Annotated in this window: 15 protein-coding genes; 6 read left to right on the top strand and 9 right to left on the bottom strand. The window is 40.3% G+C overall.

Annotation, left to right across the window (positions count from 1 at the left end; all coding sequences use genetic code 11):
- Positions 1 to 146: 146 nt before the first annotated feature.
- Both IEW76_RS16885 and IEW76_RS16880 read left to right on the top strand, forming a co-directional pair.
- Positions 147 to 1043, top strand: a complete 897-nt coding sequence (locus tag IEW76_RS16885; protein WP_188655605.1) for a PucR family transcriptional regulator — start codon at positions 147 to 149, stop codon at positions 1041 to 1043.
- A 124-nt stretch (positions 1044 to 1167) separates the two neighbouring features.
- The gene (locus IEW76_RS16880; protein ID WP_188655604.1) at positions 1168 to 2265 is read left to right on the top strand and encodes an ABC transporter ATP-binding protein; all 1098 of its coding nucleotides are present in this window, start codon (positions 1168 to 1170) and stop codon (positions 2263 to 2265) included.
- A gap of 402 nt (positions 2266 to 2667) precedes the next feature.
- On the opposite strand, the gene IEW76_RS16875 is transcribed toward IEW76_RS16880, so the two are convergent.
- Both IEW76_RS16875 and IEW76_RS16870 read right to left on the bottom strand, forming a co-directional pair.
- On the bottom strand, positions 2668 to 2919 hold the full coding sequence (locus IEW76_RS16875; RefSeq protein ID WP_188655603.1) for a hypothetical protein: 252 nt from the start codon (positions 2917 to 2919) through the stop codon (positions 2668 to 2670).
- A 97-nt stretch (positions 2920 to 3016) separates the two neighbouring features.
- Positions 3017 to 3220, bottom strand: a complete 204-nt coding sequence (locus tag IEW76_RS16870; protein WP_036786801.1) for an alpha/beta-type small acid-soluble spore protein — start codon at positions 3218 to 3220, stop codon at positions 3017 to 3019.
- A gap of 231 nt (positions 3221 to 3451) precedes the next feature.
- Between IEW76_RS16870 and IEW76_RS16865 the strand changes: the two genes are divergently transcribed.
- On the top strand, positions 3452 to 3646 hold the full coding sequence (locus IEW76_RS16865) for an alpha/beta-type small acid-soluble spore protein (protein ID WP_188655602.1): 195 nt from the start codon (positions 3452 to 3454) through the stop codon (positions 3644 to 3646).
- A 56-nt stretch (positions 3647 to 3702) separates the two neighbouring features.
- Here IEW76_RS16865 and fumC read toward each other — a convergent pair whose 3' ends face one another.
- On the bottom strand, positions 3703 to 5091 hold the full coding sequence (fumC, locus tag IEW76_RS16860) for a class II fumarate hydratase (RefSeq protein ID WP_188655601.1): 1389 nt from the start codon (positions 5089 to 5091) through the stop codon (positions 3703 to 3705).
- Positions 5092 to 5284: 193 nt separating this feature from the next.
- On the opposite strand from fumC, the gene IEW76_RS16855 reads away from it, so the two are divergent.
- Complete coding sequence (locus IEW76_RS16855) at positions 5285 to 6202, top strand: zinc dependent phospholipase C family protein (RefSeq protein WP_188655600.1); 918 nt, start codon at positions 5285 to 5287, stop codon at positions 6200 to 6202.
- Between the two features lie 48 nt (positions 6203 to 6250).
- On the opposite strand, the gene IEW76_RS16850 is transcribed toward IEW76_RS16855, so the two are convergent.
- Positions 6251 to 7549 (bottom strand): MFS transporter, encoded by a 1299-nt coding sequence (locus IEW76_RS16850; protein ID WP_188655599.1) that lies wholly within the window; start codon positions 7547 to 7549, stop codon positions 6251 to 6253.
- Between the two features lie 113 nt (positions 7550 to 7662).
- Here IEW76_RS16850 and IEW76_RS16845 point away from each other — a divergent pair, with 113 nt between their 5' ends.
- Complete coding sequence (locus tag IEW76_RS16845) at positions 7663 to 8283, top strand: NAD(P)-dependent oxidoreductase (RefSeq protein WP_188655598.1); 621 nt, start codon at positions 7663 to 7665, stop codon at positions 8281 to 8283.
- 52 nt (positions 8284 to 8335) lie between these two features.
- Here the strand turns inward: IEW76_RS16845 and IEW76_RS16840 are convergent, their stop codons facing one another.
- The 4 genes from IEW76_RS16840 to IEW76_RS16825 all read right to left on the bottom strand — a co-directional run bounded on the left by IEW76_RS16840 (position 8336) and on the right by IEW76_RS16825 (position 10962).
- The gene (locus IEW76_RS16840) at positions 8336 to 9256 is read right to left on the bottom strand and encodes a M15 family metallopeptidase (RefSeq protein WP_229721281.1); all 921 of its coding nucleotides are present in this window, start codon (positions 9254 to 9256) and stop codon (positions 8336 to 8338) included.
- Between the two features lie 709 nt (positions 9257 to 9965).
- Positions 9966 to 10130 (bottom strand): YvrJ family protein, encoded by a 165-nt coding sequence (locus tag IEW76_RS16835; protein WP_188655597.1) that lies wholly within the window; start codon positions 10128 to 10130, stop codon positions 9966 to 9968.
- Positions 10131 to 10144: 14 nt separating this feature from the next.
- Positions 10145 to 10375, bottom strand: coding sequence for a hypothetical protein (locus tag IEW76_RS16830; RefSeq protein ID WP_188655596.1), 231 nt, complete (start codon positions 10373 to 10375; stop codon positions 10145 to 10147).
- Between the two features lie 17 nt (positions 10376 to 10392).
- Entirely contained in the window at positions 10393 to 10962 is a 570-nt protein-coding gene (locus tag IEW76_RS16825) for an RNA polymerase sigma factor (RefSeq protein WP_188655595.1), read from the bottom strand.
- A gap of 390 nt (positions 10963 to 11352) precedes the next feature.
- Between IEW76_RS16825 and IEW76_RS16820 the strand changes: the two genes are divergently transcribed.
- Entirely contained in the window at positions 11353 to 12474 is a 1122-nt protein-coding gene (locus IEW76_RS16820; RefSeq protein WP_188655594.1) for a CapA family protein, read from the top strand.
- A gap of 70 nt (positions 12475 to 12544) precedes the next feature.
- Here IEW76_RS16820 and IEW76_RS16815 read toward each other — a convergent pair whose 3' ends face one another.
- Positions 12545 to 12787: a hypothetical protein gene (locus tag IEW76_RS16815; RefSeq protein WP_188655593.1), complete on the bottom strand. Its 243-nt coding sequence runs from the start codon at positions 12785 to 12787 to the stop codon at positions 12545 to 12547.
- Positions 12788 to 12916: the final 129 nt, after the last annotated feature.

Genomic DNA, 12916 nt, shown 5'->3' with positions numbered 1-12916 from the left:
TTGGTTTAGTACCCTTATAAGTATATTATACACTACCATCGCTTGGAAAAAAAGCGATAGCCTGTCACCTTATTAATCCAATTGGTATAATAGGTTTAATACATATATAGCTAACCACTCACTTACTAGAAGAAAGAGGGATTCTAATGTTTGAACAAATCCATGCGATCTTCCCACAAGCCGTTTTATTAAGCCAATCAAATGATGACTGGGATCGGTACCACTGGTTCAAAACCACTGAACAAGAGATTATTGGTATCCCTAAAAGTACGATAACTAAAAAAGAACACGAACTATTAAATACATTCCTCACGCCTTTTGTTGAACAGCACCCAACTCTTACAACCAGGGAAAAACTTTGGCAAGGATGGATTCTGGGTAGCGAATTCCCCGATGATAACACTCTGTTTCCGTCCTCATTTCGATTTGTCTATTTCTCTTTAACCAATCAAGAAATTGAGCCAGACGTATTCCATGAAGCCATACAAGGCCTTTTCCCCCACCAAATGCCTATTATCTGGAATAACCAGCACGAGGGAATCATCATTGAAGAACAATTTCAGAAAGAAAAGGAATACATCGAATACGAGCAAATGATTGACGTTTTAATGAGTGACTTCTATACAAAACTCAACCTTTATATTACACCGTACTATCATTCAAAGAATGATATTCGCCATGCATATTCATGGGGCGAGACGCTTTTTGAGAAGATGCTACGCTATCACCCTAAGCCTGTCGTTACGTATCAAGATGCGATTACATATATGTATTTAGATGGTTTAAGCCAAGAACAAGCAGCTAACATCACATACACATTGCTCCAACCCGTCATCGAAGATTCCGACCTTTTACATACGATTCAAGTCTTTCTTGAATCGAACTCAAACACTACTCTTGCTGCTAAGAACTTATATATGCACCGAAACAGTCTTCAGTACCGTGTTGATAAGTTTATTGAGAAAACAGGCATTGATGTAAAACAGTTCCAAGGTGCACTCATTACCTACTTAGCCATTCTTAATCTTCAGCATAAGGACTAGCCATTCGGTAAAATGCACAAACGATCAGACGATCTTTGTGCACTTATTCCATTTACCAATTTAAAAGAATTATCTACACTAAAGTTAGTAAATAAAACGCTTTCATAAATTGGGGGAAGAAAAAATGGCTGAATTAAAATTAAATGGCATTCAAAAAGTTTATGACAATAAAGTCACAGCAGTAGATAACTTTAACCTTGATATTGAAGATAAAGAGTTTATTGTATTCGTTGGTCCTTCTGGTTGCGGTAAGTCAACTACGCTTCGTATGATTGCTGGACTTGAAGAAATTTCAGGTGGCGACTTCATGATTGACGAAAAACGAATGAACGACGTAGCGCCAAAAGATCGTGATATCGCGATGGTATTCCAGAACTACGCGCTTTACCCACATATGAACGTTTACGATAACATGGCGTTTGGCCTTAAGCTTCGTAAATTTAAAAAAGATGAAATCGATCGTCGCGTTCAAGATGCTGCTAAAATTTTAGGGCTAGAAGGATACTTAGACCGTAAACCAAAAGCGCTATCAGGTGGACAACGCCAGCGTGTTGCACTAGGTCGTGCGATCGTTCGTGATGCAAAGGTATTCCTAATGGACGAACCTTTATCAAACCTTGATGCAAAACTTCGCGTTCAGATGCGTGCTGAGATTCAAAAACTTCACCAACGCCTTCAAACAACTACGATTTACGTTACACACGACCAAACAGAAGCTATGACGATGGCTACACGTCTTGTTGTTATGAAAGATGGATTTATCCAGCAAGTTGGCCGTCCAAAAGATGTGTACGATGAGCCTGAAAATGTATTCGTAGGTGGATTCATCGGATCTCCTGCAATGAACTTCTTCCATGGCACACTAAAAGACGGTGACTTCTATATTGAGGACTATCGTATTAAAGTTCCTGAAGGGAAAATGAAAATCCTACGCGAACGTGGATATGTGAATCAAGAAGTTGTTCTTGGAATCCGTCCAGAAGACATTCACGATGAGCCTGTTTTCATCGAATCCAGCCAGGATACGAAAATTAACGCAACGATTGATGTGGCTGAACTTATGGGTTCTGAGTCCTATCTATACTCTTCAGTTAAAGGCCAAGAATTCATTGCCCGCGTCGACTCTCGCTCTGACATTACTGGCGGACAAAAGATTGACCTCGCTTTAGATATGAACAAATCACACTTCTTCGACAAAGACACTGAAATCCGTATTCGCTAAACGATAAACGCATTGAAGGCTGCCCCCTTTTTGGGAGGCAGCCTTTTTGTGTTTGTTGCATGATGGAGGTGTTATGACGCTCCGGAAGCGCGTCTCGTCACTTTGGGCGCGTGTCTCGTCACTTTGGAAGCGCATCTCGACACTTCGGGCGCGCGTCTCGACACTTTGGGCACGTGTCTTGGCACTTTCCACGCACGTCCTGACACTCCCGGCGCGTGTCTCGTCACTCTCCATGCACGTCTCGACACTCCAGGCGCGCGTTCCGTCACTTTCCACGCGCGTCCTGACACTCACAACTCGTGTCATGTCAATTCCACTTCCGTCCCGACACTTTCGATACGCGTAACGATGCTCTCCCACAAAAAAGTGAGCTTTTCTAAAGCCCACTCCTTTAATTTACTCTTATTGATGTTCTTCTTGAACAGCGTACTCACTCGTTGTTTCGCATTGTGAACAATAGAGTACATGAAGACACGTATGTTCATCTGTTGAATGCTTTAGACCATCTACTAATTTCAACCCTTCATCATCTAAATAAGGACTGTATTCATCTAAGTAATCCACTAATCTCCCTCGGTCCTTCATTTCTCCCTCACATTCAGGACAAGAAAAAGAAAGGACTTCAAATCCATTACAAGCTGGACAAATGAACATGTTTTCACCTTCTTTAATTCATAATAAGAAAGAAGTGCGAGCTTACTATAAAAAGAGGGATGGTTTCCCATCCCTCTTCAGCCATAGTATGAAGTTGTTATTGTTGTTGAGAACCACCATACTGCTGTTCAGCCATTTGAACTAGACGCTTAGTGATCTCTCCTCCAACAGATCCATTTTGACGGGAAGTGGAGTCTGGACCAAGTTGAACGCCAAATTCTTGAGCAATTTCAGTTTTCATTTGGTCTAATGCTTGTTGTACACCTGGTACTACTAATTCATTTGAGTTGTTGTAAGCCATGATGTTTTCACCTCCTGTGATATCTATTGTGACCCTCACCCTAAAAACTATGAACAAAATGAAATGGTAATTTCCTCTAAAACCATTGGAGATAATTACCTCTCATAAGAAGACTAGATTTTCACACAATAGGATTACACAGAAACACAAACCTCAACTTTTAAGCAGGGGCCATCATGGTAAACATCCCAGAAGAGCCCACCAATACATGATGATAAGAGGTGAACAAACATGGCTTATAACAACTCTAACGAACTTGTAGTACCTGGTGTACAACAAGCACTTGACCAAATGAAAACTGAGATCGCTCAAGAGTTCGGTGTAACATTAGGTCCAGACTCTACAGCACGTCAAAACGGTTCAGTAGGCGGAGAAATCACTAAACGTCTTGTACAAATGGCTGAACAACAGTATGGCGGAAAATAATTGAATAAGTATGGAAAAGAGCCCCCCGAGTCATCTCGGAGGGCTCCTTCGTGTGTTTATTGGGTAGGTTGTGTCATCGCTTTTGGATCAATATACTCATCTACTTGTTCTGCTGTAAGAATGCCAGTATCTACTGCTGCTTCTTTCAACGTTTGTTCGTGTTTAAAAGCATGCTTCGCGATCGTAGCTGCTTTCTCATAACCAATGTGTGGATTTAACGCCGTAACGAGCATAAGAGAATCTTTTAGATACTGATCAATTTTCTCTTGGTTTGGCTCTAGTCCTTCAACACAACGCTCGTTAAACGACTCCATACTGTCTGCTAAAAGCTGACATGATTGCAGGAAGTTATAAGCAATAACAGGCTTGAAGACATTCAGTTCAAAGTTCCCCTGGCTCGCAGCAATGCCAATTGTTGCATCATTCCCCATAACTTGAGTCGCTACCATTGTGACAGCTTCACTTTGAGTTGGGTTCACTTTCCCTGGCATAATGGAACTTCCAGGTTCATTTGCTGGAATGGTAATTTCACCAATACCGCAACGAGGACCACTAGCTAACCAGCGCACATCATTAGCAATCTTCATCAGATCCGCTGCTAACGCTTTCAAAGCTCCGTGGGTGTGGACGAGCTCATCATGGCTTGTTAGCGCATGAAACTTATTGGATGCTGAAACAAATTCTTCTGATGTAAACTCACTGATGGCTTTACAAACTTTGTCTGAAAAGTCTACATGAGCATTCAAACCTGTTCCAACTGCTGTTCCGCCAATAGCTAATTCACGTACATACGTCAAACTATCTTCAATCATCTTTTCCGTTTTCTCAAGCATACGATGCCATCCGGAAATTTCTTGGCCGAGTGTTAAAGGTGTGGCATCCTGTAGATGCGTGCGACCAATCTTTACGATTTCGTTATACGCTTCCATTTTTTCTTTTAAGGTTTTCTTTAATGTTGCCAACGCAGGTAATACCGCTTCTTTTACTTTAAGTACTGAAGCAACGTGCATAGCTGTTGGATATGTATCGTTTGAGCTTTGCGATTTGTTCACGTCATCATTAGGATGGAGGCGCGCTTCATAACCTTTTTGTTGCAGCCATTCATTCCCTACATACGCCATTACTTCATTAACGTTCATGTTGGACTGAGTACCGCTTCCGGTTTGCCATACTACAAGAGGAAAATGCTCTTCAAGCTCTTCATTTGTAATACGATCCGCTGCATGAGCAATTGCTTCCGCCTTTTCCTTTTCCAGAAGCCCTAGTTCGTAATTGGCCTTTGCTGTGCTCTTCTTAAGGATAGCAAACGCATGAACAACCTCTTTCGGCATTCTTTCGTTGCCAATCGGGAAGTTTTGCTTACTTCGCTGTGTTTGGGCTCCCCAATATTTATCAGATGGTACTTTAATTTCGCCTAACGTATCCTTTTCAATACGATAATCCATCAAGATCCTCCCTTTCTCACACTCCATGTTTATACCACAGATGTCCATAATTAAAACTTGTTTTTATAGAGATATACTCTATCCCTTACGTATTCTCCACAAGGAGTAAAATTCCTTCCTTTGTTCACACAATCAAAAGACAGGTTTAAAGTAATGACTTATAATGGAAGTAGCCTACAAAGGAGGGATCTTCATGCCCAATATATGGACACACATCTTGTTCGCTGAGGATATTATGGATGGAATAAACGCTCCGACAGAGTATCAAGCAACAGGAAACTATTTGAATCTTGGAGCTCAAGGTCCAGATCCATTCTTCTATCACAATTTTTGGCCTTGGAAAAAAGACACTTCCATTAATGAAATCGGGAACGTACTTCACCACGAAGCTTGTGGCCCTTTTCTTATAGATCTTATTGCTGAATCTAAAGATTTAAACAAATATGCCAAGGCTTATATAATGGGGTTTGTAACTCACCATGTATTAGATCGTAATACACATCCATTCGTCCATTACTTTTCAGGATACGAGAAGAATAAACATCAAGAATTTGAAGTCATTGTTGATACGATTATGATGGAACGTTTTCGGTATTTAAAGACATGGAAAACACCCGTTTATCAGGAAATCGATGTTGGCCCTTCACTCGACGTAGAAGTCTCATCATTATTAACCAAAAAAATTATATCTTTCTTCCCATCGGTGGTTAGCCATCTTCCTCTTTGTTTCGTCAATGCAGCATACAAAGATATGAAAAGAGCTTTTCACGTTTTATATGACCCATACGGATGGAAAAACACACTTCTCGGTAACCTTGTTTCGCCATTTTCTCACCAACCCCTGAAATACAATAAGGACTACTTAAACTTAGACCGAAACACATGGTATCACTCAGCGACGAACGAACCTCTCCAAGAAAGCTTCCTTGATCTATATGAAGAAGCACGACGTGAAGGACTCGAGATCTGCTCTGAAATACTCCTTTACTGGGAGAATCCTTCGGGTGAAGGGCTTAAAAAGATTGCATCCCTCCTTGATAATATTTCGTATGATACCGGCAAGCACTTGGACGAGCAAGCAGTCAACCAGTTCAGCAACCCGGTCGTCTAATCAATATGTAAAACGCGGGACAACCTTCAGTCCGTCGTCCCGCTCCTTTTATAGGTGCACATCCACTTTGTCATTGGATACAGTCTTCTTTTTCGCTTCTTCCATCCCTTTTGTAATATCAACCCTTTGAAGTAAGATCAAACCCACCACAAAGAAAATGACTAGGCTGAAGATCCCAAGCTTACTTGACCCCGTTACACTGCCTACGAACCCAAATAAAGCAGGGCCAACAATCGCAGAGAATTTAGCCGAAATACCGTAAAAACCAAAGAATTCTGCATGTCGATCGTCAGGAACCATCCGACCGAATATCGAGCGACTGAGGGACTGAGCTCCCCCCTGCACGACGCCTACGCATATCGCTAATGCATAAAAGTGAGCAGCTGAACTCATGAAATAACCTAAAATGACAATCCCTATATAAACAAACAGCGTAATCGTTAAAGCCCTCTTCGCAGTGATTTTAGTCGCCAGCCAGCCAAAGAAAAACGTACAAGGAATTCCTACAAATTGAGTGATTAAAAGAGCTGCAATTAAATGGCTCGACCCTATCCCTATTTCACTCCCATAAATCGTCGCCATTTTAATGATTGTAGAAATCCCGTCATTGTACAGCCAAAAAGCAAGCAAAAAAACAAGGAGTTGTTTGTACTGATTAATCTCACGAAACGTATTTGCTACACGAGAAAAGCCTATCCGTGCATAAGATTGATTCCTTTTAACTTGCCCCGCCTTCTTCTCTTCCTTTACATTTTTAAAGAGTGGTATTGAAAAGACAAACCACCAAATCCCGACTGAAACAAAGGCTAGTTTAGTACCCATCTCTGCTGAGGAGAAGCCAAACCACTCATATTTTTGAATCATTAGCAAGTTTATAGCTAAGAGCAGTCCCCCGCCGATATATCCAAAGGCAAATCCTCGGGATGATACTTTATCCATGTCTGTACCCTTTGAAATTTCAGGTAGAAATGCGTCATAAAATATATTTGCCCCTGAAAACCCGATCGTACCTATTATTAAAAGGAAGGATGCGAATACATACTCGCCACTATCCACAAATGCTAGCATTACGCTTGCGATCATACCCATATAGGCGAAGAAGCGTAAGAATTTCTTCTTAGCAGCAGAATAGTCACTGATGGCTCCTAGTATAGGAGCTAGGATTGCCACGATTAAAACCGCAATGGATTGGGAATATCCCCAGTAGCTAGTGGCTTGATTACCCGTTAAATTAGAAGCAGCTACCTGTTGATAAAAGATTGGCAATACAGCCGCCATAATCGTTGTAGCAAATGCTGAGTTCGCCCAATCATAAAGAGCCCAGCTTCGGATTAATTTACGATTCATCTTTGCCCCCACGCTTTCGTCATAGTTTTAAACTAGCATAGCAGAAACCCTTTTAAGAAAACGTTTTATTTTCTAAATTTTAACACAATTTTAACGAACATGAGGTGCGTATATTGAAAATTGCAGTATTCGGAGGCACCGGACGTGTGGGCAGCTCCTTTATCCGCTTGGCCTACCATCAGGGACACACGATCCAAGCACTCGTTCGCGATCAGGATAAGGCTCAAGAGCTAATTCCTGAAGCAATCCATATCGTCGGTGATGCAACACAGGAAGAAGACATTCGTGCTACAGTTAATGGATGCGATGTAGTCTTTTCTAGTCTAGGAACAGACAAGACAACTACGCTATCAGACAGCATGCCCCTTATTAGAGAAGTGATGGAAAAGCAGGGGATCAACCGTCTTGTTACAATCGGAACAGCAGGAATTCTTAATAGTCGTTATGAAGAAGGGAAATACAGATTTCAATCTTCAGAATCGAAGCGAACCAAAACATTTGCAGCTGAAGAACATCTTAAAGCTTATTTGGAACTTCAATCATCATCTTTAAACTGGACGATAATATGCCCCACTTATTTACCAGATGGAGAAGAAGAGGGTGGGGTTCGATTCGAGTTCGATCTCCTGCCTAAAGATGGGAAGAAGATATCCACAAATGATACTGCCCGCTTTGCCTATGAGGTTCTTGACTCCCCCTCTTTCTTCAACAAAAGAGTTGGCATCTGCTACTAATATGAAGACAAAAAAAAACCAGTCATTCTGTTAGAATGACTGGTTTTTCCGTTTATGGAACCATGTTATAAAATTCTTCAAGCGTAACATCTTGATTATATACTTTAGTTGCTACATCTTTTCCAATATACCGTAAGTGCCATGGTTCATATTCATACCCTGTAATATGTGTCTTTCCTTCTGGATAACGAATAACAAACCCATAGTTGTGAGCATTTTCCGCCAGCCATTCCCCTTCTTTCATATCTCCAAGGTCTTGGCTCAACTGAAATGACAACTTGGCAACTGTAACATCCATTGCAAGTCCTGTTTGGTGCTCACTGTGTCCTGGAACAGCTGAGAACTGCCTAGCATGCTCTTCCCCATGCTTATCTACATTGCTTGCAAAAATGACTTCTTGTCTCTCGTAAGCCCTATATCCAGAAGCAGCCACCAAATCAATACCTGCTTGTTCTGCGCCTTCAAACAACTCCTCAAGGGCACTCGCGGCAACTCCTCGCATTTGCTTTTTCTGATGGAACTCATCAAAATAAAATGGCACTTGTGGAACAGTTAAATCAGGAGGCGTATACCCATCAGGTAGTTTACGTTGTTTGTTCACAACGACCTCTACACTTGTAGGGTTATCCACAACCTCTGCATTTGAATCACTGGATTCTTCTTGATTCGAATCTTCCTGCTTTGGCGTTTGTTCGTCAGAGTCAGAATCTTCATTTCCATTCGGTTGTTCAGATTCATTGTTCTCTTCATTCAATTCGTTTTCTTTTTTTGTTTGTTCTTGATTCTCATCTTGTTGGCTCTCATCTGAATGATCTTGATCTTGGTTTGAATCGTCTTCAGAACGGTTTTCTTTTTGTGTTATAGTCGTATTTTTTGATGCATTTTCTTTTGCTTGTTGGGTTTCATCTGTACTGGATTGACACGCGGTCAGAGCTAACATACTAACGAACCCGATCAGAAATATTCTCCTCATGATGTGTTTCCTTTCTGTATCAAGTTACTTTACAATATAACACGTTTTAGAAAAAGATGACAAAAGAATAAAGGCTTTTATTCTCCCCTTTTACTTCCATTAACACTCCTCTCAAAAATGTGAAAACGTTAACAAAAGCGACACAATTACTCCGTTGCAAAAAAAGAAAGGGTGGTATAATAAAGGTGTAAAGAAAAACAGTACAGCTAAACAAATTAAGCGGCTCAACCATCGCGAGTTCGTTTCCAAGCGAACAAAGAATATGGCCTGAGAGTGGGAACACGCCTCCTGTGAAAAGGATTAAACCAATGCCCCAAATAAGCCATGTTGAAGCAACTGGGTAGTAGAGTGTACGCCTCACTTTCTTAGACGATGACCCATAAGGAAACGTTACATCTACTCCTTATGCGGTAGCCTAATGATCGTTTCACTCTAAAAGCGATTAAGGATGAGAAAGACGTTCACATTTTGTAAAAACAGCGACGTCAATTTTACAAATCGAACGGTAGGTCGGAGGAAACGGATTCATGAAGAATAATCCTTCCAAGCACGGCGCTAATGAATCGGAAACAATAAGTAAGATCAAGGATGGTTCTTACATGGTTGGGTCCCCTAAGTTGTTTAGCACTTACGAACACCAAATAGTGGTGTTCGTTTTTTTATTGGTGCACAGTGAAAAGAGCGTCCTCCTCTAAGGAGAACGCTCTATTTATGACTTTTTCTTTTCTTTTAATTTGTCTGCTGATTGGGGAAGGGAATATACTGCCTCTTCTAATTTATCGAGCTTTTTATCAAACTTTACTAGTAAGAACATCGTTACTGCAATCGGAAAACCAAAGTTCCCGAGTAGCTGAATAAAAACCAAATAATCCATCAATATCCCCCTTTCTACGAATTCCTTTGTTCATTCAAATCCACTAATCCTGGGACTTTATCTAATGAATAGCTCCTAACGTAGTGGATGACGCACAGCTTCAATTCTTGCTCCAGATCCTCTCTGTTAGCCGGCTTCGTCAGTCGGAGTGATTTTTTTATTTTTGGTATGAATGTATCAATAACCTTCTCCTCTGTCCCATATCCACTTTGTGCTTCCTTCACCCAATTGTATAAAGCAACCATAAGATCTCCCCCCTTTCTTATCCGTTCGTTAATAAACACCTCAATTTTTTTAAAGCTTTTTTACGGGATTTTGAAACAGCTTGTTGAGATGTATTCATTCTTTTAGCAATTTCTGTATCCTTGAGTTCAAAGAGGTACGCCATATCAAGAACCTCTCTTTGCTTGTCCGTTAGCAAGAAATAAGCTTCTAGCAACCGATCATCCTCTATACAATCTTTCAAAGAAGTAGGAGACTCCATATATAAAATCTCCCCTTCATTCAGCAGCTGATCCTTAAAAGTAGTTCCGTCCTCATCCCCAACTGACTGATCGAGAGTTAGCGCATTATGTTCAGCGAATCGCCTCATCCTTTTATCATAGTTCACACTTTGAAAATATAAGGATGTATTTAAATAGGAAGTGAAACGAAGACCGAAGTAATACACCTTAAAAGCATGGTCTAAATGTTCTTTTCTAGTTTGACTAGGTGAATCAACGAATTCTTTTAACATTTCCTGGTGTTCCGGCTTCCGCAAAAATGCCTCTACAGCCTGATTCCCTCTTAAATTCGGAAACTCCTTATAAAACTTCTCTTCTACCTCTCTCATTCTTCACCACCCCCAAAAACAAGAACATATGTTCGGTTTATTTTTAAAAAAAGAAGCAAAAGGAGAACAAACTCTTTTGCTTAATCTATTACTCTATAAAGAAAGCGTGACCGCTCAAATTACAACCTCACCTTTTTAAATCGTTCATTTGTACTATATATTACATCACAGCATTAACTGGAAATAAAGAGGTTATAGACCTAATTTTTCTAAATACCATACGTTCATCAAGGTTACAAGTTCGACTCGCTTCATGTAACTCAGGAAGTATGGGCGCTAATGGATAGGTCCAATTCCGGATACCACTGAAGCTTAGATTCTATTATAATACGTTTGAACAATTATTTGGTTTATTTTTCCTAAATCACTTAAGAGAGGATTATCTTCATTATGAAACGGAAATCATACATTACCATTGTACTTTCCCTACTTTTATTTATTCTTTTGCTTCCTACGTTTTCTGAAGCAAAGGTCAAGAATGCCGATGATTTACAATCAACTTGTAAAGAATATGGATGGCTCCTTTCAAGTTGGACTCCCCTTTGTCATTTATTACATGTATCTTCTGAATCTAAAAAACCAATCTCTATTACATTTGGTGGAGATGTATTAATGGAGTATTCCCTTGTGACCACAATGAAAGATTCAGGTCCGGATTACCCTTTTCAACATGTAGCTCCTTTATTTAAAAAGAGTGATTATACCGTGGTCAATTTAGAAACACCTATTACAAATACAACGACCCCTTTCCCAAAGCTCTATAATTTCAAAGCCTCTCCCCTTCTGTTAGATGGGTTATCAAATGCAGGAGTGGACCTGGTCAGTCTTGCGAACAATCATACACTGGATTATAACGTACAAGGACTTTTAGACACCTTCAAAGCACTAGAAGATAAAAACATCGATTACATAGGCGCTGGTCACAATCAAAAAGAAGCTTATCAGGAGCAGCGAATCTCTATAAAAAATCAAACCGTTGCCATATTAGCCTTTTCTGAAGTTTTACCTGACCTAAGCTGGTATGCAGGGAAGCATACTCCAGGTGTCGCAAGCGGGTATCAACTTGATCGAGTGCTCTCTATCGTAGATAAAGTGAAAAAAGAAGTCGATTATGTGCTCGTCTATTACCATTGGGGTGATGAGAAGGTTAATTTACCGAACGAAGACCAAACCCATATTGCTCGCACCTTAGTTGACCATGGAGTGGATGCGGTAATTGGTTCACACCCTCACGTACTACAAGGTTTTGAGGTGTATAATGGGAAACCAATCGCTTACTCACTAGGGAATTTCCTGTTCCCAAACTATGTAACTGGGAAAACAGCAGAAACAGGAGTTCTTGAAGTGACCCTTAAAGAGGAACGTACATCCATGACGTTTCACCCTTTTGTCATAAAGAACGATAAAATCAGTCCATATACAGAACAAGAAAAGAGAGCTCAATATAATTATTTGAATTCCATTTCTTTCAAAGCTCTTCTAGATCAAGAAGGGAACCTCTATTCTAGGTAAACGTTTATGTTCTAGCAAAAAAAAAGCGCTTAGAGTTTGAGCTCTAAGCGCTTTTTGCATGTATACATGATTATTCATATGTGTATGGTCTGTAAAGTTCACTTAATTCAACGAGTCGTTCATGATCACCTTGGTCAATTGCTTCGTTGATCTGAGATTCCAGGTTTGATTTGTTCCACTTGTAGCAAAGCTCATCTAATGCTAAAGTGCTTGCTAATCTAATCTCGTAAGGCACATCACGTTTGGCATGAATCACATCTCGATCTTTCATCGGGAACCAAGTTAGGGCGTACGACACTTTTTCCTTTCTCATGGAACTCTCCCCCTTTTAAGTAGTATATGATAGATCTTTCTAAATTGAAACAATTTTCTGATAAAATAACTATTAATTCTATCTTCCCCATGATTTTCTCTATTAAACCTTTGAAATACGTATGTTTTC

Source organism: Pontibacillus salipaludis (assembly GCF_014642405.1).
Lineage (GTDB): Bacteria > Bacillota > Bacilli > Bacillales > BH030062 > Pontibacillus > Pontibacillus salipaludis.
Note: the sequence above shows the minus strand (reverse complement) of the source record. Positions and strands in the feature narration are given on the sequence as shown.

What these genes read in the sequence shown, in the direction of transcription:
- IEW76_RS16850 (WP_188655599.1), bottom strand. Translation starts at nt 7,549, where the DNA reads ATGAATCGTAAATTAATCCGAAGCTGGGCTCTTTATGATTGGGCGAAC.
- fumC (WP_188655601.1), bottom strand. Translation starts at nt 5,091, where the DNA reads ATGGATTATCGTATTGAAAAGGATACGTTAGGCGAAATTAAAGTACCA.
- IEW76_RS16825 (WP_188655595.1), bottom strand. Translation starts at nt 10,962, where the DNA reads ATGAGAGAGGTAGAAGAGAAGTTTTATAAGGAGTTTCCGAATTTAAGA.
- IEW76_RS16815 (WP_188655593.1), bottom strand. Translation starts at nt 12,787, where the DNA reads ATGAGAAAGGAAAAAGTGTCGTACGCCCTAACTTGGTTCCCGATGAAA.
- IEW76_RS16820 (WP_188655594.1), top strand. Translation starts at nt 11,353, where the DNA reads ATGAAACGGAAATCATACATTACCATTGTACTTTCCCTACTTTTATTT.
- IEW76_RS16880 (WP_188655604.1), top strand. Translation starts at nt 1,168, where the DNA reads ATGGCTGAATTAAAATTAAATGGCATTCAAAAAGTTTATGACAATAAA.
- IEW76_RS16865 (WP_188655602.1), top strand. Translation starts at nt 3,452, where the DNA reads ATGGCTTATAACAACTCTAACGAACTTGTAGTACCTGGTGTACAACAA.
- IEW76_RS16875 (WP_188655603.1), bottom strand. Translation starts at nt 2,919, where the DNA reads ATGTTCATTTGTCCAGCTTGTAATGGATTTGAAGTCCTTTCTTTTTCT.
- IEW76_RS16885 (WP_188655605.1), top strand. Translation starts at nt 147, where the DNA reads ATGTTTGAACAAATCCATGCGATCTTCCCACAAGCCGTTTTATTAAGC.
- IEW76_RS16870 (WP_036786801.1), bottom strand. Translation starts at nt 3,220, where the DNA reads ATGGCTTACAACAACTCAAATGAATTAGTAGTACCAGGTGTACAACAA.
- IEW76_RS16835 (WP_188655597.1), bottom strand. Translation starts at nt 10,130, where the DNA reads ATGGATTATTTGGTTTTTATTCAGCTACTCGGGAACTTTGGTTTTCCG.
- IEW76_RS16855 (WP_188655600.1), top strand. Translation starts at nt 5,285, where the DNA reads ATGCCCAATATATGGACACACATCTTGTTCGCTGAGGATATTATGGAT.
- IEW76_RS16840 (WP_229721281.1), bottom strand. Translation starts at nt 9,256, where the DNA reads ATGAGGAGAATATTTCTGATCGGGTTCGTTAGTATGTTAGCTCTGACC.
- IEW76_RS16830 (WP_188655596.1), bottom strand. Translation starts at nt 10,375, where the DNA reads ATGGTTGCTTTATACAATTGGGTGAAGGAAGCACAAAGTGGATATGGG.